This window comes from Micromonospora sp. NPDC048842, from assembly GCF_040649935.1.
Taxonomy (GTDB): Bacteria; Actinomycetota; Actinomycetes; order Mycobacteriales; family Micromonosporaceae; genus Micromonospora; species Micromonospora hortensis.
Window position 1 is genome coordinate 34,946 of the sequence record NZ_JBEZGK010000002.1, and the last position, 21,812, is coordinate 56,757.

20 protein-coding genes and 1 tRNA gene are annotated in these 21,812 nt (G+C 70.8%); 10 read left to right on the forward strand and 11 right to left on the reverse strand.

Features of this window, described 5'->3' with window-relative positions; all coding sequences use genetic code 11:
- Positions 1-78: 78 nt before the first annotated feature.
- Complete coding sequence (locus AB0C19_RS02630) at positions 79-1,194, forward strand: globin domain-containing protein (protein ID WP_357178366.1); 1,116 nt, start codon at positions 79-81, stop codon at positions 1,192-1,194.
- A gap of 68 nt (positions 1,195-1,262) precedes the next feature.
- Here AB0C19_RS02630 and AB0C19_RS02635 read toward each other — a convergent pair whose 3' ends face one another.
- Positions 1,263-2,792: a peptide deformylase gene (locus AB0C19_RS02635; RefSeq protein ID WP_357178369.1), complete on the reverse strand. Its 1,530-nt coding sequence runs from the start codon at positions 2,790-2,792 to the stop codon at positions 1,263-1,265.
- A gap of 324 nt (positions 2,793-3,116) precedes the next feature.
- Here AB0C19_RS02635 and AB0C19_RS02640 point away from each other — a divergent pair, with 324 nt between their 5' ends.
- A complete protein-coding gene (locus tag AB0C19_RS02640) occupies positions 3,117-3,893 on the forward strand; it encodes a hypothetical protein (RefSeq protein WP_357179459.1) in 777 nt (258 codons plus the stop codon).
- A gap of 38 nt (positions 3,894-3,931) precedes the next feature.
- Here the strand turns inward: AB0C19_RS02640 and AB0C19_RS02645 are convergent, their stop codons facing one another.
- Entirely contained in the window at positions 3,932-5,665 is a 1,734-nt protein-coding gene (locus tag AB0C19_RS02645; protein ID WP_357179462.1) for a hypothetical protein, read from the reverse strand.
- 314 nt (positions 5,666-5,979) lie between these two features.
- Here AB0C19_RS02645 and AB0C19_RS02650 point away from each other — a divergent pair, with 314 nt between their 5' ends.
- Complete coding sequence (locus tag AB0C19_RS02650) at positions 5,980-6,690, forward strand: class I SAM-dependent methyltransferase (protein WP_357178372.1); 711 nt, start codon at positions 5,980-5,982, stop codon at positions 6,688-6,690.
- A gap of 124 nt (positions 6,691-6,814) precedes the next feature.
- Here the strand turns inward: AB0C19_RS02650 and AB0C19_RS02655 are convergent, their stop codons facing one another.
- On the reverse strand, positions 6,815-7,357 hold the full coding sequence (locus tag AB0C19_RS02655) for a YbhB/YbcL family Raf kinase inhibitor-like protein (protein ID WP_357178375.1): 543 nt from the start codon (positions 7,355-7,357) through the stop codon (positions 6,815-6,817).
- A gap of 144 nt (positions 7,358-7,501) precedes the next feature.
- Between AB0C19_RS02655 and AB0C19_RS02660 the strand changes: the two genes are divergently transcribed.
- On the forward strand, positions 7,502-7,657 hold the full coding sequence (locus AB0C19_RS02660; RefSeq protein ID WP_357178378.1) for a hypothetical protein: 156 nt from the start codon (positions 7,502-7,504) through the stop codon (positions 7,655-7,657).
- Between the two features lie 51 nt (positions 7,658-7,708).
- Positions 7,709-8,914 (forward strand): low temperature requirement protein A, encoded by a 1,206-nt coding sequence (locus tag AB0C19_RS02665; RefSeq protein WP_357178381.1) that lies wholly within the window; start codon positions 7,709-7,711, stop codon positions 8,912-8,914.
- Positions 8,915-8,948: 34 nt separating this feature from the next.
- Here AB0C19_RS02665 and AB0C19_RS02670 read toward each other — a convergent pair.
- Positions 8,949-9,038, reverse strand: a tRNA-Ser gene (locus tag AB0C19_RS02670).
- A 161-nt stretch (positions 9,039-9,199) separates the two neighbouring features.
- On the opposite strand from AB0C19_RS02670, the gene AB0C19_RS02675 reads away from it, so the two are divergent.
- The gene (locus AB0C19_RS02675; protein WP_357178385.1) at positions 9,200-10,198 is read left to right on the forward strand and encodes an NAD(P)H-quinone oxidoreductase; all 999 of its coding nucleotides are present in this window, start codon (positions 9,200-9,202) and stop codon (positions 10,196-10,198) included.
- Here the strand turns inward: AB0C19_RS02675 and soxR are convergent.
- On the reverse strand, positions 10,191-10,664 hold the full coding sequence (gene soxR, locus AB0C19_RS02680; protein WP_357178388.1) for a redox-sensitive transcriptional activator SoxR: 474 nt from the start codon (positions 10,662-10,664) through the stop codon (positions 10,191-10,193). The genes AB0C19_RS02675 and soxR overlap by 8 nt on opposite strands.
- Before the next feature lie 47 nt (positions 10,665-10,711).
- On the opposite strand from soxR, the gene AB0C19_RS02685 reads away from it, so the two are divergent.
- Together AB0C19_RS02685 and AB0C19_RS02690 are read left to right on the forward strand one after the other, a co-directional pair.
- Complete coding sequence (locus AB0C19_RS02685; protein WP_357178391.1) at positions 10,712-11,407, forward strand: transketolase; 696 nt, start codon at positions 10,712-10,714, stop codon at positions 11,405-11,407.
- A gap of 5 nt (positions 11,408-11,412) precedes the next feature.
- A complete protein-coding gene (locus tag AB0C19_RS02690; RefSeq protein WP_357178394.1) occupies positions 11,413-12,306 on the forward strand; it encodes a transketolase in 894 nt (297 codons plus the stop codon).
- On the opposite strand, the gene AB0C19_RS02695 is transcribed toward AB0C19_RS02690, so the two are convergent.
- The gene (locus AB0C19_RS02695) at positions 12,292-12,999 is read right to left on the reverse strand and encodes a glycosyltransferase family 2 protein (RefSeq protein WP_030487790.1); all 708 of its coding nucleotides are present in this window, start codon (positions 12,997-12,999) and stop codon (positions 12,292-12,294) included. The two genes, AB0C19_RS02690 and AB0C19_RS02695, sit on opposite strands and share 15 nt — an antisense overlap.
- Before the next feature lie 123 nt (positions 13,000-13,122).
- Here AB0C19_RS02695 and AB0C19_RS02700 point away from each other — a divergent pair, with 123 nt between their 5' ends.
- Together AB0C19_RS02700 and AB0C19_RS02705 are read left to right on the forward strand one after the other, a co-directional pair.
- Positions 13,123-15,342, forward strand: a complete 2,220-nt coding sequence (locus AB0C19_RS02700) for a glycosyltransferase family 39 protein (RefSeq protein WP_357178399.1) — start codon at positions 13,123-13,125, stop codon at positions 15,340-15,342.
- 246 nt (positions 15,343-15,588) lie between these two features.
- Positions 15,589-17,190 (forward strand): ricin-type beta-trefoil lectin domain protein, encoded by a 1,602-nt coding sequence (locus tag AB0C19_RS02705; protein ID WP_357178402.1) that lies wholly within the window; start codon positions 15,589-15,591, stop codon positions 17,188-17,190.
- 39 nt (positions 17,191-17,229) lie between these two features.
- Here the strand turns inward: AB0C19_RS02705 and AB0C19_RS02710 are convergent, their stop codons facing one another.
- From AB0C19_RS02710 to AB0C19_RS02730, 5 genes are all read right to left on the reverse strand, one after another.
- A complete protein-coding gene (locus AB0C19_RS02710) occupies positions 17,230-17,829 on the reverse strand; it encodes a hypothetical protein (protein WP_357178405.1) in 600 nt (199 codons plus the stop codon).
- A 56-nt stretch (positions 17,830-17,885) separates the two neighbouring features.
- The gene (locus AB0C19_RS02715; protein WP_357178408.1) at positions 17,886-19,352 is read right to left on the reverse strand and encodes a HAMP domain-containing sensor histidine kinase; all 1,467 of its coding nucleotides are present in this window, start codon (positions 19,350-19,352) and stop codon (positions 17,886-17,888) included.
- The gene (locus AB0C19_RS02720; protein WP_124822475.1) at positions 19,345-20,037 is read right to left on the reverse strand and encodes a response regulator transcription factor; all 693 of its coding nucleotides are present in this window, start codon (positions 20,035-20,037) and stop codon (positions 19,345-19,347) included. The genes AB0C19_RS02715 and AB0C19_RS02720 overlap by 8 nt, the downstream gene beginning before the upstream one ends.
- 90 nt (positions 20,038-20,127) lie before the next feature.
- A complete protein-coding gene (locus tag AB0C19_RS02725) occupies positions 20,128-20,634 on the reverse strand; it encodes a hypothetical protein (RefSeq protein ID WP_357178412.1) in 507 nt (168 codons plus the stop codon).
- Between the two features lie 111 nt (positions 20,635-20,745).
- A complete protein-coding gene (locus tag AB0C19_RS02730; RefSeq protein ID WP_357178415.1) occupies positions 20,746-21,759 on the reverse strand; it encodes an aminoglycoside phosphotransferase family protein in 1,014 nt (337 codons plus the stop codon).
- Between the last annotated feature and the right edge of the window lie 53 nt (positions 21,760-21,812).

Here is a 21,812-nt window from a genome sequence, read left to right on the forward strand (position 1 = left end):
ATTCTGTGCGACCAGTCGACACGCTCCGTGGAGATTCTATGAGCGCCCGATCCGTTGCCGTCTGGAGGAGGAGCGTCCATGGACAACCTCGCGCGGTTGCTGAAGGAGAGCTGGACCCTGGTTGAGGACGACCGGGTCCGGCTGACCGAGCACTTCTACGCCCGAGTGTTCCTGCTCGACCCCACCCTGCGGCAACTCTTCCCGGTGCAGATGACCGGCCAGGGTGACCGCCTACTCGAAGCGATCATCACGGCGATCCACACTGTCGACGACCCGGAGAGCTTCGACGAGTTCCTCCGGGCGCTGGGCCGCGACCACCGCAAGTACCACGTCGACGAGCGGCACTACGCCACGATGGGCGTCGCACTGCTGGACGCGCTGCGCAGCACCGCCGGTGACGGCTGGAACCTGGAGTACGACCAGGCGTGGCGGGAGGCGTACGCCGCCATCGCCGCCCTGATGGTGGCCGGTGCCGCCTCCGACGACGACCCGCCGTTCTGGCACGCCGAGGTGCTGACCCACGAGCGGTACGGCCCGGACACCGCCGTGCTGACCTGCCGGGCGTTGCAGCATCCGCTGCGCTGGCAGGCGGGGCAGTACGTGAGCCTGGAGGCGCCGCGCTACCACCCCCGGGTGTGGCGCAACTACTCGGTGGCGAACGCCCCGAACGACGACAACGTGCTGGAGTTCCACGTGCGGTCTCCGGGGGCCGGCTGGGTGTCCGGCGCCCTGGTGCGGCGGGTGCGGCCGGGTGACCTGCTCCGCCTGGCGGCGCCGATGGGGTCGATGACCCTGGACCGCGCCTCGGAACGGGACATCCTCTGCGTGGCCGGCGGCGTCGGGCTGGCGCCGATCAAGGCGCTGGTGGAGGAGTTGGCAACCTTCAACCGGACCCGGTGGGTGCACGTCTTCTACGGCGCACGGCAGGCTGCCGACCTGTACGGCCTGGACGGGTTGCAGGAGTTGGTGGCCGTACACCCGTGGTTGTCGGTCACCGCGGCGTGCAGCGAGGATCCGGACTTCGACGGCGAGCAGGGCGAGATCCCGGAGGTGGTGGCCCGGTACGGCCCGTGGACCACGCACGACTGCTTCGTCTCCGGTGCCGCCCGGATGGTCCGGTCCACCCTGCGGGTGCTCGCCGCGGACAACGTGCCGCCGCCGCACATCCGCTACGACACCTTCGGTGACCTCTAGACGTTCCTCCCCCCACACCGGGGCGCGTGCCCCTGCCCCCTGGGGCACGCGCCCCGGTCCCTTCGTGGTCAGTACCGCCAGGGGTGCCCGGTCTCGCGGTACTCCTCCACCGGCACCAACGGCACGCCGGGTGCCATCCGGTCGACGTAGAGCCGGCCCTCCAGGTGGTCGATCTCGTGTGCGACCAGCCGGGCCATGCCGAATTCGAACGATGTGATGATCCGGCTGCCGTCCCACTGGGCGTGTTCCACGTCCAGGCGTAGCGGCCGGGGCACCAGACCTCGGTGGTCGAAGTAGGAGAGGCAGCCCTCGTACTGCTCGTCGGTCTCCGGGTCGGCGTCGACCACCCGTGGGTTGAGCAGCACTACCGGCTCCGCTGACCGGTCGGGGGGCCGCACCACGGCCGCCGCGCGGCCGATGCCGAACTGCGGGGCGGCAACGCCCACTCCCTTGCTGAACGGGTGCAGCTCGTCGAGCCGGGCCAGGGCCATGGTGAGCCGGTCGACAACGTCCCTGGCGGCGTGTTCCTCCCCGGGCAGGTCGAACGGGCGGGCCCGCTGGCGGAGCAGGTCGTCCCCGCGTTGCACGATGCCGAGGCCGCGCATCCGGTCGCTGGGTCGGACCCGGGCGCCGCCGGGGCCGACGTCCGGCTCGGTGTCCGGACGGGCACGGAACCGCCACTGCATCCGGTAGCGGGCGTTCAACGGGGGGTCGTCGGTCTGCCAGTCGTAGATCACCCGGTCGCCCTCGTCGTGACGCTGCGGGGCCGTCCGCAGCGGGCCCTCCTCGGCGCTGAGCGAGGTCTCCACGCCCCAGACCTGCGGGTCGAGTGCCGCGGGCAAATCCAGGCGTACGGCGAGCTGCCGGGTGGGCAGTCGGACGGCTCGCTGGAACCAGGGGCCCCACTTCTCGTGCCCGACGCTGTACGCGTACTCGATGGTGGCCCGGTCGCCCGGGTAGAGGGGGAATCGTCGCTCGCCGTTCTCGAAGAGCAGCCAGATCTCCTTGAACGCGTCCCGATCGTGCTTGGCTCGCCAGTGCATCGGCTCCGGGTCGCCGCCGCCGTCGTCTCGACGGGCCTGTATCTGCAGCTCGGCAAAGGTGAGGGGGTGCTCCCGGTGGTGCCGATTGGAACGGCCGGGGTCGTTCGGGTAGCGGTCGACGGCGACCCGGACCAGGTAGCGGGTGACCGGTTCGGTGCCGGCGTTGTACAGCTCACGGTGGATGACGCACCGGTAGCCGTCGTCGGCGTGGGTGAGGGTGGCCAGCTCCCGTTCCACGACCAAGCCGGTGCCGGGCGGCAGCCACTGGCCTGGCAGGTACTGCTCGCGGTGCGGTGGACCCGCCCGAGCGTGCCGTAGGTCGTCGTACTCCCGGAAGCGCTGCCAGATCGCGCCGCTCGCCTCCAGCACGGCCTCCGCGCGGCGGGCGAAGTCCTCGGTCGGGCGGTGACGGCGCCCCTCGACGTGGCTCACGTAGGACGGGTCGAACCCCATCAGGACGGCCAGTTGCTTCTTGGACAGCCCGCGCCCGGTCCGTTGCCGGGCGAGTTCGGCCGCGAAGGAGTCGGCAGCCCGTTCGAGGGGTGAGGTCGTCATGAGCTTCCTCGTGGCCGGGGCTATAAGTTTCACGTTCCGTGCGCGAGCACACACGCAAGTGGCATGTTTTCGACACACCGCTTGACAATTCACCGATGGCCATCGATCGTGCGGCGGCGTTTCCCAGCACTGACTCCGGGTAGTAGGCGAAGCACTACTCCCGTCATTCACGGGGTGACCTGGGCGTCCGGGATGCGACCAAGGAGGCTTCCCTTACGGCCAGGGCCTTGGTTAGGCTAGCCTTAGCTCAGGACGGCACTGGTTCGTCCGCCGGGGCGCACTCCTCGGTCACACAGACAGGGGACGACTCAGGTGACAGCGGTGATGCCACGCCGGGAGGCCGCCACCACGCCGCTCGCCCCCGTCACCGCGGCGCTCCGGGCCATGTTCGGCACCGACGACCTCCCCGGCCTCGCCCGGGGCCTGCTGGTCGACGACGAGCTCGGCTGGGCGCCCGCCACCACCCTGATCGACGGCACCCGACTGCCGGAGCTGCTGAACGGCGCCGCCGTCCGCTGGGGCGGCACCCCGCACGCCTGCGCTGCGCTGGCCTGGAAGTCCTACAGCTACTGGGCAGCGTTGCCGGTAGTGCTCGGCTGGGCCTCCGCCCGGCGGGTGCCACTGCTCGATCCGGCCGACCTGCTGATCCACTTCGAGGACCATCGCCAGCTGCTCACCATGGGCATGCGCCGGGGCACCACGGTGGCGGTGCTGCCGAACGATCCGCTGGCGCTGGTCGGCCTTCCGGAGGTGCGGGTCGTCGCCGACGAGGCGGAGCTGCTGGCCGCGCTGCGCGCGTCCCTGCTCGACGCCCACCTGGCGCCGCTCATCACAGCGATCCAGTCCGAGGTCCGGGTGGGCACCCGGACGCTACTCGGCTCGGTCGCCTCCGGCATCGCGCACGGCATCCTGCGGGCCGCTGACGCTCTGCCCGGCTCCACTGTGCAGAGCATCGACACGGTGCTCGGCGCACTCGACCTGGCCGACCTGATCGAGCTGGTGCCGGGGCCGACCGGTGAGCCGACAGTGCAGCGTCGCACCTGTTGCCTCGCCTTCACCCTGCCCCACCCGAAGGTCTGCCAGGGCTGCTGCGTCCGCTAGCCGGGCTGCATCCGCCGAGCCGGGCTGGACCGCACTGCTCAATCGGTCAACGACCGGACGTCCCACACCCACACGCCGCCGGTGAAGACCGGCTGGATCCCGGTCAGCTCGGTCATCCCCCGGCGCAGCGCTGCCTCGTGCTCGTGCGGCCCGAGGATGACCACCCCGGCCCGCCAATAGCGCAGGTCGTCGACCGCTCGGACCCGGCTCTGCGGCGTGATCGGCGGCACCGCCCCGGTGCGCCGGATGGTGGAGAAGAAGCTACTGGTGGGACGGGGAGTCGCACCGAACAACGCGACCTTCGGCGGATCGGCGTTCGGGCGGGTGTCCGGGCCGAGGAAGTAGCCACGGGCCAGCGGCATGTCCAGCCGGGTCGCCGCCGACCAGCGCAGCGGCTCGGCGTAGGTGGTGTCCGGCAACGGCAGGGTCACCACACTGCGCCCACCGGCCACGTACGGCCGCCACGCCCCACTGGTCACGAAGCTGGGGACCGGGTCGAGGTGGGCCACGGGCAGCGGGGTGGGGACGATCGGCAACAGGGCCATCGTGAGCACTGTGGCGGTGACGAAGCGGACCTGCCTCCGATCGGCCGGGTGCGCGTCGGCCAACTCGCGGGCACGTTCGGCGCCGTAGGCGAGCAGCAGCCCGATGATCGGGGTGATCGCCAACGCCCAGCGTGTCGGCACCACCGAGTGCAGGATGGGCAGGTTCTCCAGCGCCGCCCAGGGGCCCGGCACACCCGTACCCCGGTTGTCGAAGCGGACCTCCCGACCCAGCGAGAGCACAGCGAAGAGCAACCCGAGCGCGGCCAGCGCGAGCACCACGATCGAGCGGCGCAGCCACCAGACCACTGCGATCACCAGCACCACCAGCGCCCAACCGAAGAAGCTGTTCTCCTCGGTCGGGTTCTTGGCCAGGCCCGCAGCGGTGCGCGCGCTGCCGGCCAGCGATTCCCGGGAGTACGCGACGAACGAGGCCACGTCGCTGGAGTAGCCGCGGATCAGACGGGACAACCCGGAGTACGCGTCAGGTCCGAAGAACTGGACGTACAGGGGGTACGCGAGCAGGAGCCCGGCGACCCCCGCGGCGACGGCCAGCCCAGCGAGGAAGGATCGGGCCCGCGACCGTAGATCCGGGCGGCCGAGAGCGAGCACGCCGACGATCACGCCGAGCCCGATCGCGGTCATCAGCAGGATCTCCAGGTTGAGGAACGCCTGCCAGACGATGACCAGCGCGAGGAGGACCCCGTTGCGCAGCCAGCGGCCCGGTTCGCCGAGTCGTAGCGTGCGCCAAATGATCAGCGGGACGACGAACTGCGACACGATGTTCGGATGCCCATTGGCGTGCGACACCATGGCCGGCGCGAACGCGCAGAAGCCGGCGCCCAGCCACGCCGGCCCCCGGCTGCCGATCAGGACCCGGGAGAGCAGGAAATACCAGGCCGTGGCGGTGGCAATCATGCCGGCGGTGAGAAAGATCAGAAATGACGCTCGCGGCCCGAACAGCAGGGTGATCGGCGTCATTGGCAATGAAATGGATAATACGGACGTATTGGCCATCAGATTGACGCCGTCGGGGACGTTCATCTGATTGGAATGGAACGGATACGCAAAGTGCGTGACTACTCGCGCACCGTGGGCCATCATCCATTCAAACTGCGACTGATCGGACTGGTTGTCCCGCACATCGCTGCCGGGGTCCAGCCAGAGTCGACAGGTGACCCAGAAGCCGAGCACCACGAAGCTCAGCACGGCGGCCAGATCGGCCCACATCCCCCTGCGGGAAGGCCGAACTGCACCGGAAGCCCCCTCCGCCGACGGCGCGGCGGCCGGGCCGCCGCTGCCGCTGGGCACGTCCGGTTCAGGAGTAGTCATGACAATTCATAGGGTAGTCAGCGTATGGCACCGCCGTGACATGTTTCGGGGTACTGCCGTACTATGTGCCGGGTTCGCCGACCGCCGATCACGAACCCACCCCCCGACCACAATTCGGCCACCCCGATGCCCCGATTCTTTCGCCGTCCCAGCGGATGATTCACTCTGTCGGTCCAGGCACGGGTCGAGTTCATATCGTGAGGAATCGACGCATGGCAGAAATCACTGGGGATCAGCGCGTGCAGTCCGAGGTGCTGGAAGGCCTGGCAACCGCTGTCAACCACCGTCGCTGGTTCATCGAACTGGCCGTGCCGTATCTCGGCGACGACCCGATCGAGATCGGCAGCGGTCTCGGTGATTACGCGCTGGAATGGTCCGAGCGGCTGCCGCGGTTCACCGCCACCGAGGCCGACCCGGACCGGCTGGTGCAGCTCAAGGAGCGCCTCGCCGACCGCCCGAACGTCGTTGTCCGGCAGATGCTGCTGCCGCACAACGACCGGGGCGACTACAGCGCCGCCGTCTCGTACAACGTTCTGGAGCACATCGAGGACCACGTGGGCGCGCTACAGAGCATGCGCGACCTGGTCCGACCCGGCGGCGCCGTGATCATCATCGTGCCCGCGTTCCAGTTCGCGATGGGTCCTGCCGATATCGCCACCGGGCACGTCCGCCGCTACACGAAGAAGACGCTCGGGGCGGCGATGACCGACGCCGGTCTGACGATCGAGAAGATGCACTACGCCAACGCGCTCGGGCTGATCGGCTACTTCATGGCCACCAAGGTCTTCCGGCTGATGCCGAAGGAGGGCCCGATGGTCAAGGTGTACGACACCCTCGTCCTGCCCGCCACCAAGGCCGCCGAGCAGCTCGTCCTCCCGCCCTTCGGCCAGTCCGTCTTCGCCGTAGCCCGCGTTCCAGCCTGACCCCCGGCCCCGGCCCCGGCCCCGGCCCCGGCCCCGGCGATCTTGCACTTTCTGTCGTCCTTATGCCCTTTATGTCAAGGATGTCGGGACAGAAAGTGCAAGATCGCGGGAGCTGGGGGCGGGGTCAGTCCTTGATTTGGTACGTGGGGCGGATTACCGCTCGGGCCAGGGTGTGGAACGTCAGGTTGAAGCCGACGTAGGCGGGGGTGGCGTCCGGGGTCAGGTCCAGGCGGTCGACGTCCAGGGCGTGCACCGCGAAGACGTACCGGTGCGGGCGGTCGCCGGCCGGCGGAGCCGCTCCGCCGTAGCCCTGCTCGCCGTAGTCGTTGCGGACCGAGAACGCCCCGCCGAGGTCGGTGCCCGCCGCGCCACCAGCCCCGCTTGGCAACTGGGTGACGTTGACCGGCACGTTCACCAGCACCCAGTGCCAGAAACCGCTGCCCGTCGGCGCGTCCGGGTCGTAGCAGGTCACAGTGAAGCTCTTCGTCTCGGCGGGGAAATCCGACCAGGTCAGCTGCGGCGAGACGTTGTCACCCCCGGTGCTGCCATGCGCGTGCCGGGCGTCCATCGGCTCGCCGTTCTGCACGTCGTCGCTCGTCAGCGTGAACGAGGGCAGCGTCGGCAGCAGCTCGTACGGGTCCGGGGCGATCGGTCGTTCCAGGGTCATGGGGACGCGTCCTTCCGATGTGCGGAGATACCAGCCCCTTCTTACCCCGCCACAGCCCTCCCAACGACCGGAAGGCACGCGCTGACCGACTGTGGTTTCGCGGAGCTACGTTTGAGGTCGGGCAACGTTCCGCAGGGGGACATCGTGGCCGGCATCTGGCGGGACTTCGTGGTAGCCGTTGTCACCGCGTTCCGCCGCCGGGACGAACGAGCCATCGCCGACGAACGCCGACGCGCTGTCGAGCGACTGGCCGAGGAGACGATCCGCCAGCAGCGCCGGGCCACCGACCCGCCGGAGTGACCGGGACACGGCGCGCCGGACCGCTTCGGGGCGAGCAGCCAAGATGTGCTGATGGGGCGGATTGTCGGGGCACGACCGATGGTGACCCCGGAGACACACCGACCCATTCTGTTCGAGATCTTCTTTGACCTGGTCTTCGTCTTCGGCCTGATCCGGGTCACCACGTTCATGAGCCAGCGACCCGCGCCGGTGACCTTGATGCAGGGATTCCTCGTACTCCTGCTGCTCTGGATCTCCTGGCTGGTCTACTCCTGGCTGGGCAACCACGTCCGGATCGACGTCGGGTTGATCCGTGCCGGCGTCACCGTCGCGATGGCGGCCGTCTTCCTCATCGCTCTCGTCATCCCCGACGCCTGGAGGACCGGACCGGGTACGACGGGGTCCCGGCTGATCCTGGTACTGGCCTACATCGCACTTCGAGTTATCGATCTGGTTCTCTTCCGCTGGGTGTCGGCGGGAAACCGGCAGCTGCGCAGGACCATTCGCCTCTACGCCCTCTCCACCACGTTGTCCTGGATTCCACTCGTCCTCGGCGCCGTGTTCGGCGGCGCCGCACAGATCCTGCTCTGGGCGCTGGCCCTCACCATCGACATGGGCGGCGGGGTGGTCTCCTCGATGCTGAGTGGGTGGCCCGTACGCAGCCCCGGCCACTTCGCCGAGCGGCACAGCCTCGTGGTGATCATTGCGCTCGGAGAATCCCTGATCTCGGTTGCCGCCGGCGTCGGGATTCAGCGGATCCGTGGACCGATCCTGCTGGCCGCGCTCCTCACCCTGGCCGTCACTGTGTGCCTGTACTGGCTCTACTCAGCGAGCGCGGCAACCTCCAGGCACGCGCTGACGACGGAGTCCGGGCTGCGGCGGGCCCACGTGGGTGCCAACGCCTACAGCGTCGCCCACTTCCCGGTACTCGCCGGGACCATCTACGTGGCACTGGGAGTCGAGCAGGTGCTTGCCGGCCTGGCACATGAGGAGTCCCACGGCATCTCGGACTGGATGCCTGCCGTCGCGTTGTTCGGGGGGACCGCCCTGTTCCTCGCTGGCCGGGCGACGTTCCTCAGTCTCAGCGTCCGGTGCGTACGACCGGGGCAGTTCGTCGCTCCCGTCGTGGCGCTGCTGTTGCTCCCCGCCGGCCGGCACCTGCCGGGTCTGGCCGCGCTCGGCCTGCTCACCGCGTTCCTCGCCGTCCTGCTCAGTTACGAGGCGTGGACCAGGCGATCGACTCGGTTCAATGATGTCGGGGTGTCCCCGGAGTCCTGACACCCCGACTTCCGGGAAGTCGAGTGGATCAAGGTGGCGGAGGGTGTGGGATTCGAACCCACGAAGACATCGCTGCCTTACCGGTTTTCAAGACCAGCGCCATCGGCCACTAGGCGAACCCTCCTGGACCGCCACCCGTGGGCGTACGGCCACGCATAGTCTGCCACGGCTCGCTCCGGTCGGCCCGGCGTCCCTCCCCGGTGCGCCAGCCAGGCGGTCTGCCGTGTCCACAGTGGGCTGGACGGTGCGCCTGCGACGCCCGGGAAGATCAGGAAGACTGGGCCCATGCGAGCCATCACGATTCCGCAGCCCGGTGGACCCGACGCGTTGGTCTGGGCCGAGGTGCCCGACCCGGAGCCGGGCCCGGACGAGGTGATCGTGGATGTGCGGGCCAGCGGCGTCAACCGCGCTGACCTGCTGCAACGGCAGGGGCACTATCCGCCGCCGCCGGGCGCGCCCGCGTACCCCGGGTTGGAATGTTCTGGGGTGATCACGGAGGTTGGCGCGGAGGTCGCCGGGTGGGCGGTCGGGCAGCAGGTCTGCGCGCTGCTGGCCGGCGGCGGGTACGCGGAGCGGGTCGCGGTGCCCGCCGGGCAGTTGCTGCCGGTGCCGGCCTGCGACCCGGTCGACGCGGCGGCGCTGCCCGAGGTGGCCTGCACGGTCTGGTCCAACCTGGTCCAGGTGGCGCGGCTCGGCGCGGGCGACACGCTGCTGGTGCACGGCGGCGGCAGCGGGATCGGCACCTTCGCCATCCAGTACGGGGCGGCCCTCGGCGTGACAGTGCTCACCACGGCGCGGGAGGCCAAGCACGACCGGCTGCGTGAGCTGGGCGCTGCGCACATCATCGACTACCGGGAGCAGGACTTCGTCGAGGAGGTCCGCCGGGTCACCGACGGACGCGGCGTGGACGTCATCCTCGACATCATGGGTGGGTCCTACCTGGGGCGGAACGTCTCCGCGCTGGCCACCGGCGGTCGGCTCGTGGTCATCGGGATGCAGGGCGGGCGCAAGGCCGAATTGGATCTTGGCGCGCTGGTGAGTAAGCGGGCCAGCGTCACAGCGACGTCGCTACGGTCCCGTCCGCTCGCCGAGAAGGCGGAGATCGTCCAGGGCGTACGGGACGAGGTGTGGCCGTTGGTCGAGGCGGGTCGGATCCGGCCGATCGTGGACCGGCGGCTGCCGATGACCGAGGCGGCGCAGGCCCACCGGCTCGTCGAGTCGAACGACCACTTCGGCAAGGTGCTGCTCACCCGCCCGCCGGAGGGACGGTCGGCCGTCAGTTGAGCGAGCCTGCCAGCGTCGGGTCGTCGGTCGGTCGGGGCAGCACCAGCCGGGCGCCCGGGCCCTCGCCGGCCAGGGTGTCCCCCGGGTTGTTGAGCATGCAGCGCTGCAGGGACAGGCAGCCGCAGCCGATGCAGCCGTCCAGATCGTCGCGGAGCTTGGTGAGCAGTCGGATGCGCTCGTCCAGCCGGCTGCGCCAGCTCGCCGACAGCCGCGCCCAGTCCTGTGGGCTCGGGGTGCGGGCCTCGGGGAGCGAGTCGAGTGCCTCCCGGATCTCGTCGAGCGAGACGCCGACCTGCTGGGAGATCCGGATGAAGGCGACCCGCCGCAGCTCGGCGCGGGCGTACCGGCGCTGGTTGCCGCCGGTGCGGTCGGCGCGGATCAGCCCGAGTCGCTCGTAGTAGCGCAGCGCCGACGGTGCCACCCCGGAGCGGGCGGACAGCTCACCGATGGTCAATAGATCCGGCATCACCAGGTCCTTGAGTTGAAGTCCACTTCAACTCACACAGTAGTGGCATGACCACGACACTGACCACCGACAGCAGCGCCCGACTGCCCGGGCTGATCCGGCGACTGACCGGCGACGAGAAACACGCGCCGAGCGCGCACTCCACCGTCGACGTGCTCCAGGTGCTCTACGACCGGGTGCTGCGGGTCACCCCCGACACCGCCGACGACCCGGAGCGGGACCGGTTCCTGCTCTCCAAGGGCCACGGACCGGCCGCCTACTACGCGGTGCTCGCCGCGCACGGCTTCATCCCGGACGCCTGGCTCGACGACCTGGCCGGACCGGAGAGCCGGCTCGGCCACCACCCGGACCGACGCCTGGTGCCCGGGGTCGAGATCGGCTCCGGCTCCCTCGGGCACGGGCTCGGGCTGGCCGTCGGCACAGCGCTCGGCCTGCGCGCCCAGGGGCTGCACAACCCCCGGGTGTACGTGCTGCTCGGCGACGCCGAACTGGACGAGGGATCCAACCACGAGGCGATCGCGTACGCGGGGGCGACCGGCCTGGACAGCCTCACCGCTGTCGTTGTCGACAACTCGTCGGCCAGCCACGGGTGGGCTGGTGGCATCGCCAGCCGGTTCACAGTCAACGGGTGGACCGCCGACACCGTCGACGGCCGCAACCACGAAGCCCTGTACGCGGCGCTGACCGGACACCGACCACGACACCCCCACCTGGTGGTCGCCCGCATCGAGAGCAAGGGATGACCGACATGCGTACCGCCTTCATCGACACCACCACAGCGCTCCTCGACGAGGATCCGCGTACCGCACTGGTGCTGGCCGACATCTCGGCGAGCCAGTTCGCCTCAGCCGGCAATCGCCACCCGGACCGGGTGCTCAACGTGGGGATCCGGGAGCAACTGATGATCGGTGTGGCCGGCGGGCTCGCGCTGACCGGGCTGCGTCCGATCGCGCACTCGTACGCGACGTTCCTGGTGGACCGGGCATACGAGCAGATCAAGTTGGATCTGGACCACCAGGGCGTGGGTGCCGTCCTGGTCAGCATCGGTGCGTCGTACGACGGGTCGGCTGAGGGCCGCACCCACCAGTCACCCGGGGATGTGGCGCTCTTCGACTCGCTCGGTGACGGCTGGACGGTCCGGGTCCCCGGCCACCCGGACGAGGTGGCGCCGCTGCTGCGCAACGCCGTGACCAACGACGATCCGATCTACCTGCGGCTCTCCGAGCAGCGCAACGCCGAGGCGTACCCGGACGCCACAGGGCTACGGGTGCTCCGGCGGGGCCTGACGAACGCGCCGCTCGTGGTGGCGGTCGGACCGATGCTCGACCCCACACTGGCGGCGACCGAGGGAATGGACGTGACAGTGGCGTACACCCACACGCCCCGGCCGCTCGACACGCCCGGGTTGCGGGCGCTCGCCAACACCGACGTGGTGCTGGTCGAGCCGTATCTGGCGGGAACGTCGAGCGCGCTCGTCAGCCGGGCCCTGGCGGACGTACCGCACCGGCTGCTCGCCCTCGGGGTGCGTCAGACCGACCTGCGACGGTACGGCGATCCGGCCGACCACGCCCGGTGGCATGGTCTTGACGCCGACGGCCTGCGGCGGTCGATCAGCGCGTTCCTGGGGTCAGTTGGCGGCTGAGACGGCGGGGCGGCGGCGAGCGCGCTCGCGCCCGAGGATCCAGATCGCCTCGACGCCGTCCTTCCAGGTGATCTTCTTGCCCTCTTCGCGGCCGCGCGCCCGGTAGCTGATCGGCACCTCGTACGGCCGGATCCGGCGACGCAGCAGCTTGCCGGTCACCTCGGCCTCCATGCCGAAGCCGCGCGAGCGCACCTCAAGCGACCGGTAGAGCGCCACCGGCATCAGCTTGAAGCAGGTCTCGAGGTCGCCGATGTAGGAGTTGAACAGCACGTTGGCCGCCATCGTGACGCCCTTGTTGCCCATCACGTACCAGAAGCTGTAGGCGCTGTGGCTGCCGAAGGTGCGATTGCCGTAGACAACCGTGGCCCGACCGTCGAGCACCGGGTCGAGCAGCTTGGGGATGTCCTGCGGGTCGTACTCCAGGTCGGCGTCGAGGATGACCATGTAGTCGCCCTCGGCGCTGTCGACAGCCGTCTTGATGGCGGCACCCTTGCCGGCGTTGCGCTGGTGGGTGATGACCCGCAGGCGTGCGTCGTCGGCGCGACCGAGGACCTCGCCCGTGCCGTCGCGGCTGCCGTCGTCGACGACTACCAATTCGATCTCACAGGGATAGTCCACCGCCAATGCCTGCTTGAGGGCATCCGCGATGCGTTCTTCCTCGTTGTAGACCGGCATGAGGATCGAGAGCTTCACGGGGATCTCCACGGTGGCGGCAACACGTCGGCCATAGCCTAGCCTGGTTGGTTTGTTTACCGCGTACCGCTACCGCTGGGCAGCCGGCGCGGCGGCCTCAGATCAATGGTGTTTACTTCCGCCATGTCGGCTGCCGGCTCCCTGCTCGCGGTGGTTCCCGCCGCCGCGGTGCTCCTGCTCATCGTCGCGACGATGCCACGTGAGGCTGGCGCGGTGGCACCGCTGCGGCTCGCCGTGGTGCGCGCCGCCCTGCTCAGCGGGGCGTACGCGGTGCTCGTCGTCGAGGTCCTCGGCGCGTCGCACGCGCTGACCCGAGGCGCGTTCACAGTCGCCTGGCTGCTCTTCCTGGTCGCGGCCGCGACGGCCGCCGGTCTGCGCTGGCGACGGGCGACCCGCCTCGGGCAGCCGCCCGCTGCCACACCGGTGCCGGTCAGCGCTGCGCCGGCAGTCAGCACCGCACCGCGGCCGGTACCGGTCGGCGCTGTGGTGTCCGGGGGCGGACCCGACGTGTCCGCCCCGGCCGTCGAGAGCGGTGAGCCCGTCCTCGCGCCGACCCGGGCTGGTCGGGGGTTCGCTGACCTTCGTGCCGTGGCGGTCGACGCCTGGCGTACGGCCCGACCGGGTGAGCGACTCCTCGCCGCCACTGTCGGCGGGCTGGTCCTGGTGGAGCTGCTGGTCGCGCTGCTGGCCGAGCCGAACAACTTCGACTCGCAGACGTACCACCTGCCGAAGGTGGAGCACTGGGTGGCCCAGGGTGACCTGGACTTCTGGCCCACCGCCATCCACCGGCAGGTGACCATCCCGCCCGGAGCCGAGTACCTGCTGCTGCACCTTCGCCTGCTCACCGGTGGGGACCACCTGCACAACCTGGTGCAGTGGGCTGCCGGAGTGGTCTGCCTCCTGGTGGCCGCACGGATCACCGCACAGCTCGGTGGCGGCCGGCGGGCCCAGTTGCTCACCGCGTTCGTGCTGGCGACCACGCCGATGGTGGTGCTCCAGGCGACCAGCACGCAGACCGACCTGATCTGCGCGGCCTGGGTGGCCTGCGCGGCGACACTGGTGCTGGACGGGGTGAGTCGACGGACCGGCTGGGGCACGCTACTCGGGCTGGGGGCGGCCACCGGGCTGACCGCTGTGACCAAGACCAGCGGCCTGATCGCTGTCGGCCCGCTGCTGGTGCTCTGGGGACTGGCCCAGTTGAGGCTGACTCGGAACGATCGATCGGCACCGGCGGGCCCGGCGAGACCCGGTGGGGGTCGGCGGTCCTGGCCGGTCGGAGGGCTGGCCCGCACCGTCGGTGGTTCGGTGCTGATCCTGGTGGTCGCGGCCGTGGTGGTCGGCCCGTTCCTGGCCCGGGTGACAGCCGAGTTCGGGCATCCGCTGGGGCCGCCCCGGCTGCGCGAGTCCATCCCGATGGAGCGGCACGACCCGGCGTCGATAGTGGTCAACGCGCTGCGGATCGGGCACACCGCGTTCGACACGCCGCTGGCGCCGCTGCGTCGGGCCGGGGCCGAGGTGATCATCAGCGGCGCCGAGGCGATCGGGGTCGACCCGCAGGACCGCGCGATCACCTTCGGGCGGGAACTGTTCCCGGAGCCCGCCTGGTATCCGGACGAGGACCGGGTGGCGTTTCCGCTGGCCGGAGCGTTGGCGGCGATCGGTGCGGTGATCGCGCTCGCCCGGCCACGGCGGGTCGCTCCCGAGCGGGCCGGGTCGCTGCGGGCGTACGCCGCTGTGGTGCTGACCGCCGTGCTGCTGCACACCGCGATGATCAAGTGGCAGCCGTGGGGCAACCGGCTGCTGCTCTACGCCGTGGTGCTCGCCGTGCCCCTCGCCGGCCTCTGGCTGGACGCACTCCTGCGTAACCGTGCGGGTGGGCGTCGAACGGTTGCCACAGTGGCCGCCGTCACCGTGCTGGCCACCTCGGCGCTGGCCGGGGTGCTCGCACTGTCGTACGGCTTCCCGCGCCGGCTGGTCGGCGCCGGCTCGGTCTTCACCACCTCGGACTGGGACACCCGGTTCCTGCGCCGCCCCCAGTGGGCCGACGAGTTCCGCTGGGCGGCGACAGCGGTCCAGGACAGCGGTGCGCGACGGATCGGGCTGGTGCAGCAGAACGACAACTGGGAGTACCCGTGGTGGCTGCTGCTGCGGCAGCCCGACGGCGGCTCACCGGACCTGGTGGCGTTGCAGTCGGTGTTGCCCGAACGACCACCGGCCGACCCCTCCTCGGTCGACGCGATCGTCTGCACCGGCAACGAGGCGGCCTGCGCCAAACTCGTCCCGGCCGGCTGGCGGCTGGAGTTCCGCGGCTACGTCGGCTACGCCCTGCCGCCCGGCCGCTGAATCAGAAGCCCGCCGCACCGCCGCCGGGCCGCTGAACCAGATGCCCGCCGCACCGCCGCCCGGCCCGCTGAACCAGGAGCCGGCCCATCGCCGTCGTGGCGCTGGCGCGGGGGCCCGGATAGTCCGATCCGGGCGGTTCTGCATCCCGCGCGCAAGGACCTGAAGCGCATTCACATCCGTTGATCCGCACGTTACCGTCTGGTAACTCAATCGACGTCCCGCGATTGAGCCGAAAGGAGTGCGTCGATGCCTGCAATTCCCGCCAGGCCCGAACGCGCGACCCGACGACGGGCCATCACCGTCGCCGTCGCCGTCGCCGCTCTCGTCCTACCGATGCTCGCCGGACCGGCCACCCCCGCCACCGCCGCCGACCGACCAACCGTCCAACCACTCCCCGCCAACCTCGAAGCCATCCGGGCCGCCGAGGCGACCGCCCTCTACGGCAGCCCGGCGATCCGCCCGATCGAGCAACGGCGTACCTCGTTGATCACCATGGGTGACAGCGAGATCTCCGGTGAGGGGGTCGGCAACTACGTCCCCGGCACCCACCAGGACGGCAACTGGTGCGACCGCTCGTACGACCAGGCGGTCTTCCGCACCGGCATCACGTCGGACGCGCAGTACAACATCGCCTGCTCCGGTGCCACCCCCTGGAACCTGATCGCCGGCGGCCCGACCCAGCACAACGAGCTGAACCAGGGCGACCACCTGGGCATCAAGGCGCGCAACACACACGTGAAGCTGATCTGGGTGGTGGTCGGCGCGAACGGCGACGGCACCATCCAGTTCGGTCCGGTCGCCACCGACTGCGCCGTCCGCCGGGTCTTCTTCCAGGGCGCCTGCTACCCCACCTACACCGACCAGTGGACGATCCGCACCGACGGCAGCCGGCAGGCCGTGGAGTCGGCGCTGACCGACATCCGGCAGACCATGACCAACGCCGGCTACCTGCTGTCGGACTACGAACTGGTGCTGATGTCGTACCCGAGCCCCGGCAGCCCCGACGTGGAGGACAACGCCAACTTCCCCGGCTGGTACTCCGGCGGTTGTCTGCTCTACCTGGCCGACGCGGCGTTCGCCCGGAACAAGGCGGTGCCGATGTTCGAGTCGGCGCTGCGCTCGGCCGCGGCGAACACCGGCACCCGCTACCTGGACGCCAGCCGGCTCTTCCACGGGCACGAGGTGTGCACCGACAACACCTCGGTCCGCGGCCTCTTCATCGAGGTCGGCATCTGGAACGAGAATGCCGCCCGACAGTCGTTCCACCCCAACGCCCGCGGGCACGGCATGTTCGCCCAGTGCATCACCCAGTTCTGGAACTCCGGGCAGACACGGGCGAGCTGCGTCGACCCGGCCAGCACCGGCGGTGGCGTGCTCTACCCGGGGCTGCTGGAGTTCAAGCAACTGCGCAACGTGGCCACCGGCACCTGTGTCGATGGCAAGGGGTACGACTCCCGCAACGGCACCGCGCAGCAGCCGTACTCCTGCCACGGTGGGCGTAACCAGGGCTTCTGGTACGACTCGGCCCGACGGTCGCTGCACTCGGAGCTGTCCCACGACCGTTGCCTGGACGTCGCCAACAGCTCGATGACCGCCAGCACCACCGTCAACATCTACGACTGCAACGGCACCGGCGCGCAGCAGTTCGTCTTCGTGGGTAACCAGATCAGGCCGGCGAGCGCCAACAACCTCTGCGTGGCGTTCGACAACCCGCTGCTGGGCAGCTCTCGCCTGCGGTTGGCGAACTGCTCCAGCAGCACCAGGCAGCAGTGGTCGTTCGAGGCCCGTACCGCCGCCAACCCGGTCGGCTACGGTCACGACGACTTCATCGGCTCCCGCGTCTACTGACGAGGGCAGGGGCCCTGGCGTCGGCCAGGGCCCCTTCGCTCACTTGGCGCGGGGTACGAGGACGAGCCGGGCCACGCCCTTGTCGCCGTCCTTCGCGCCGGCGACGCCGAGCGTCGCGCCGACATTCACCTCGCTCGGCTGCACCGTGGCCCGCCGCTCGACCACCCGCAGGTCGTCGCCGAAGGTCCAGGTCATGGTGAAGCCGTCGGTGGACTTGACGATCATCGAGTCGCCGTCGATCGCTGTCACCTCGCCGCGCTGCACGGCGACAGTCTGCGTACCGCCGTCCTTCGTCTTCACCACCGCCTCACCGTGCAGTGTGTTCTTGCGCAGCAGCACGCGGGCCTGGCGACGTTTGCGCCACTCCTCACCGCGCTTCTCCCGGGCCTTCTCCTGGGCGCTGGGGGACGCACCCGGCGTCGGCGTGGCCGGTGCGGCAACGGTCCGCACGTCCAGGTCGTCGGCGTCGAAGCCCATCGCGGTCAGCGCCTGACCCTCGACTCCCATGGCGGCGGCGACGTCGACGGCGACATCCCGGGCGGGCTGGCTGGCCACCTCGGCCGCGCCGCAGCCGCTGACGCCGAGCGCGACCGCCGCGAGCAGTGCCGTGGTGCCGGTGGCGATACCCCAACGTGGCATGACTCTTCCTCTCGTCAGTGGAGCCCTCAGCCTTCCCGGGAACGACGAGCGGAGCGTCAGGCCGATGTTCGGGTCAGGTAAGGATCACCGGGCAGGCGGACGGTGAAGGCGGCACCGCCCTCCGGCGCGTGCCCCGCGGCGATCTCCCCGCCCAACCGGCGGACCAGCCCGGCGGCCAGTGCCAACCCCAGTCCGCTGCCCACCTTGCGCACCCCCCGGTAGCGCTCGTGCAGCGCACCGCGTTCGAAGGCCACCGCCAGGTCGTCGTCGGTGAAGCCGGGCCCGCCGTCGCGAACCTCCAACACGCCGCCGTGCGCCGGGTCCGCGCCGGTCGGCCGGACCGCGAGCACCACCGGCGACCCCGGGGGTACGACCCGCAGCGCGTTCTCCAGCAGCCCGTCCAGCACCTGCCGGATCCTCCCCGGATCGGTGTACGCGGGCACCGGCCGACCGGGCGTCTCCACCCGGAACGGCACACCCACCGCCGCGCACCGACCGGACCAGGTCGGTTCCGCTTCCACCGCCAGTTGGGTCAGGTCCACCGGCACCGGTTCCAGGGGGAAGTCGGCGGCCTCCAGCCGGGCCAGTGCCAACAGGTCGCCGATCAGCCGGTCCAGGTGTTGGGCCTCGGCCAGCATCGTCCGACCGGTGTCCACAGTGTCGTCGGCGCCGAGCACCCCGTCGGCGAGCGCCTCGGCGTACCCCCGGATCGCTGTCAGCGGGGTGCGCAGCTCGTGCGAGACGGAGAGCAGGAACTCCCGCTGTCGGCCCTCGCTGGTGGCCAGCGCGGCAGCCAGACCGTTCAACGCCTTGGCCAGGTCGGCGACCTCGTCCGGCGACTCGACAGGCACCCGGACGGCACGGTCACCCGCGCGCAGCCGGGCGGCGGCGGTGGCCGCGACCCGGATCGGCCGGGCCAACCGACGGGCCAGCAGCAGCCCGGCCACCACACCGGCGGTCAACCCGGCCAGCAGCGGCAACCAGAGACTGAGCAGCACCCGGGCCCACAACCCGTTGGCCAGCGGACGGGAGAGCACCACCCCGTTGCCGCCGGGCAGGGCCCGACCCTCGACCAGGGCCCGCTCACCGTTGACCGAGCGGCGAGCCGACACGTTGCGGCCCTGCCCGATCCGCTGCACCACCCGGGGTGGCAGACCCGCCCGGTCGACCGCCCCACGGCGGATCAGGTACGCGTCGATGCCCTGGTCACGCAGTTGCTGGATGAGCCGTTCCTCGTCGGCGCTGCGACCCCGGTCGAGGCGGGTCCGCAGCACCTCGGCGGCGAGTCGGGCCTGGGCGGCGAGCGCCTCCTGCTCGCTGCGCTCCGCGCCACGGATCGCCAACGGCACCGCGACGATGGCGGTGACCAGCACCGACACCAACGCCACAGCGCAGGTGACGAGCACCGCGCGGGCGGTCAGCGTACGGCCGAGTCGGCTTCGTCGGGGTGCGGTGGGTGGGGCGGCGCCGACCACCGGCAGTGCCATGGTCGGCGACTCGACGTGCCCGGGGTGGTCAGGCATCGACCGCGTACCCGACGCCGCGATGGGTCCGGATCACACTCGCCGGGCCGAGCTTCGCCCGCACCTGGGCGACGTGCACGTCCACCGTCCGGGTGCCGGCGTGCGCCGCGTAGCCCCAGACTCCGGCCAGCAGCTCCTCCCGGGTGAAGACCCGGCCGGGCCGGGCCATCAGGTGGGCCAGCAGGTCGAACTCGGTGGAGGTGAGCTGCACCGGGGCGCCGGCGGCGGTGACCGTGCGGCGGGCCGGGTCGAGCGTCACCGGGCCGACGACACGTGGCCGGTCCGCGCCCTCCGGGCCGCCGGCAGATCGGCGCAGCACCGCCCGGACCCGGGCAACCAGCTCCCGGGGGCTGAACGGCTTGGTGACGTAGTCGTCGGCGCCCAACTCCAGCCCGACGATCCGGTCCACCTCGTCGTCGCGGGCGGTGAGGAAGATGACCGGGGTCCAGTCGCCGGCCTCGCGCAGTCGGCGGCAGATCTCGGTGCCGGGCAGACCCGGCAGCGCGATGTCCAGAACGCAGGCCACCGGGCGCAACCGGCGGGCCGCGCTCAGACCGGCCTCGCCGTCACGTTCCAGGTGGACGCCGAACCCGTCCCGGGTCAGGTAGAGCCGGACCAGGTCGGCGATGGCCGGCTCGTCCTCCACGACGAGGACGAGCCCGCGATGCGGTGGTTCGACGGTCACCGGCCCATGATTGCCGACTGGGAGGCCTCGGCGCGATCGGTGTGTGTTCGAGTTCGGTAAAGGCGGAGTGACGCCCGGGTCGGGGTCAGCTCACCAGGACGGAGCGAACATCCCGGGCCGGGCGGTGGCCGGTGCGTCACCGATGCTGGCGACGACCCGCGCGCCGGGCGGCCGTAGGCGGGTCCGGAACGCCTGGTTGAGCAACGCGTCGAGCTGCCAGACCTGCTTCGGGTGACTGGTCCGGATCAGGAACCGCTCACGGATCCCGTCGATCGCGGTGGCCGCCATCTCTACCGACTGCAGCCGCGGGTCCGGGCTCCAGGTGACGTTGCTCAGCTCGCGCAACTCGGTGTTGAGGTGCAGACGCAGTCGGTGCAGGAGCCGGGTCTGCTGGGTCACCACCAGGCGGCGGTGGGTGAGTAGCAACAGGTAGTCGCCGGTGACCGGGCGGTCGGGGCGGCTACAACGGGTGACCAGGATGGTGGCGTCACCGGAGCCGACGCAGCGCCGGAAGACCGGCATGTGCCGGCTCACCGTCTGCACGGCCAGGCCAGCCTCGGCGGCGGCCGGGAGGAACGTTCGGGAGAAGACGTCCATGACCTGCCCAACGACGCCCCCAGCAGGGTGACGTGGGTCACGCGGGATTTTTGGAAGTTCCACGCCGCCTGTCGCACTGCCTGTCCGACTTCCGACTCGGACGGATCATGGTCAGGAGTTCGGCTGAAGTGGACTGGCGGCGAACAGCTCCTCCAGCCAGCCCGGGACCGCGTCGGCGTACTCGGCGCGGGACTCCTCGGTAGTGTCCAGAGCCCGACGCCAGGAGAGCGACCGGCTCACCGGCCCCAGGCCGATCGCGAGGTCGGCGGCCTCCACGAGGGTCTGCCGGTCGTACCTGTCGGTCCACACCTCCAGGTACGCGTCTCGCAACCGCACCAGTTGGGCGTCGTGGGGGGCGAGCTTCCCGGCGTGCCCGATGGAACGCAGGGTCACCAGCAGCGTGCCGAACGGGTGCGCCACCGAGGCGTCGCCCCAGTCGAAGTACCGGTACCCGGCCGCGCCGGCGAACACGTTGCCGTCGTGCAGGTCGTCGTGTTGCACCGTCGCCGGAATGCCGAGGTCGGCGAGCCGGCGACACCGCTGCGCGTACGCCGGCAGCTCGGCCCGCAACCGCTCGTGCACCTCCGGACCGAGCCCGCCCTCGGCACCGATCAGCAGCGCCTCGTGATCGTCGAGCAGCTCGGCGAAGAGGCCGGCCAGCACCTCCGGACGCTGATCCGGCACGCCCAGGGCGACCAGCTCGTCGGCGCGCGACGCGCTCGCCAGTTGCAGCGCCGCGTACCCGGGCAGTGCCCGCTCCCAGTGCGCCAGGTCGGGGTCGCGGGCCAGCACGTCGCGCAACGACTCGCCGCCGTCGGGCAGCAGCGACCAGCCCTGCGCCGGGTCCACAGCGATCGGCGTCAGCACCCGGTCGGGCGTCAACTCGGCGAGCGCCGCGATCAGGACGGCCTCGTGCACGGTGCCCGGGTTGTTGGCCTTGAACCAGACCGGACCGTCGTCTGTGGGCACCCGCCACACCAGTGACCAGGGCCGCAGCCTCGGCTCCACCAGACCGGTCACCCGTCGGCCGGCCCGGCTCAGCTGCGCGTCGACCCAGGATCGGGCCCGCACCTGCCACTGCTCGCTGGACCAGTCGGGGGCGCGCTCACCGGCGATCGTCGTCACGCTGGGCACCTTAGGCGGCCGTTCCGCGTCGAGGCGAGGCGTTTTCCGCCCCG

What these genes read in the sequence shown, in the direction of transcription:
- AB0C19_RS02630 (WP_357178366.1), top strand. Translation starts at nt 79, where the DNA reads ATGGACAACCTCGCGCGGTTGCTGAAGGAGAGCTGGACCCTGGTTGAG.
- AB0C19_RS02635 (WP_357178369.1), bottom strand. Translation starts at nt 2,792, where the DNA reads ATGACGACCTCACCCCTCGAACGGGCTGCCGACTCCTTCGCGGCCGAA.
- AB0C19_RS02640 (WP_357179459.1), top strand. Translation starts at nt 3,117, where the DNA reads ATGCCACGCCGGGAGGCCGCCACCACGCCGCTCGCCCCCGTCACCGCG.
- AB0C19_RS02645 (WP_357179462.1), bottom strand. Translation starts at nt 5,665, where the DNA reads ATGTGGGCCGATCTGGCCGCCGTGCTGAGCTTCGTGGTGCTCGGCTTC.
- AB0C19_RS02650 (WP_357178372.1), top strand. Translation starts at nt 5,980, where the DNA reads ATGGCAGAAATCACTGGGGATCAGCGCGTGCAGTCCGAGGTGCTGGAA.
- AB0C19_RS02655 (WP_357178375.1), bottom strand. Translation starts at nt 7,357, where the DNA reads ATGACCCTGGAACGACCGATCGCCCCGGACCCGTACGAGCTGCTGCCG.
- AB0C19_RS02665 (WP_357178381.1), top strand. Translation starts at nt 7,709, where the DNA reads ATGGGGCGGATTGTCGGGGCACGACCGATGGTGACCCCGGAGACACAC.
- AB0C19_RS02675 (WP_357178385.1), top strand. Translation starts at nt 9,200, where the DNA reads ATGCGAGCCATCACGATTCCGCAGCCCGGTGGACCCGACGCGTTGGTC.
- soxR (WP_357178388.1), bottom strand. Translation starts at nt 10,664, where the DNA reads ATGCCGGATCTATTGACCATCGGTGAGCTGTCCGCCCGCTCCGGGGTG.
- AB0C19_RS02685 (WP_357178391.1), top strand. Translation starts at nt 10,712, where the DNA reads ATGACCACGACACTGACCACCGACAGCAGCGCCCGACTGCCCGGGCTG.
- AB0C19_RS02690 (WP_357178394.1), top strand. Translation starts at nt 11,413, where the DNA reads ATGCGTACCGCCTTCATCGACACCACCACAGCGCTCCTCGACGAGGAT.
- AB0C19_RS02700 (WP_357178399.1), top strand. Translation starts at nt 13,123, where the DNA reads ATGTCGGCTGCCGGCTCCCTGCTCGCGGTGGTTCCCGCCGCCGCGGTG.
- AB0C19_RS02705 (WP_357178402.1), top strand. Translation starts at nt 15,589, where the DNA reads ATGCCTGCAATTCCCGCCAGGCCCGAACGCGCGACCCGACGACGGGCC.
- AB0C19_RS02710 (WP_357178405.1), bottom strand. Translation starts at nt 17,829, where the DNA reads ATGCCACGTTGGGGTATCGCCACCGGCACCACGGCACTGCTCGCGGCG.
- AB0C19_RS02715 (WP_357178408.1), bottom strand. Translation starts at nt 19,352, where the DNA reads ATGCCTGACCACCCCGGGCACGTCGAGTCGCCGACCATGGCACTGCCG.
- AB0C19_RS02725 (WP_357178412.1), bottom strand. Translation starts at nt 20,634, where the DNA reads ATGGACGTCTTCTCCCGAACGTTCCTCCCGGCCGCCGCCGAGGCTGGC.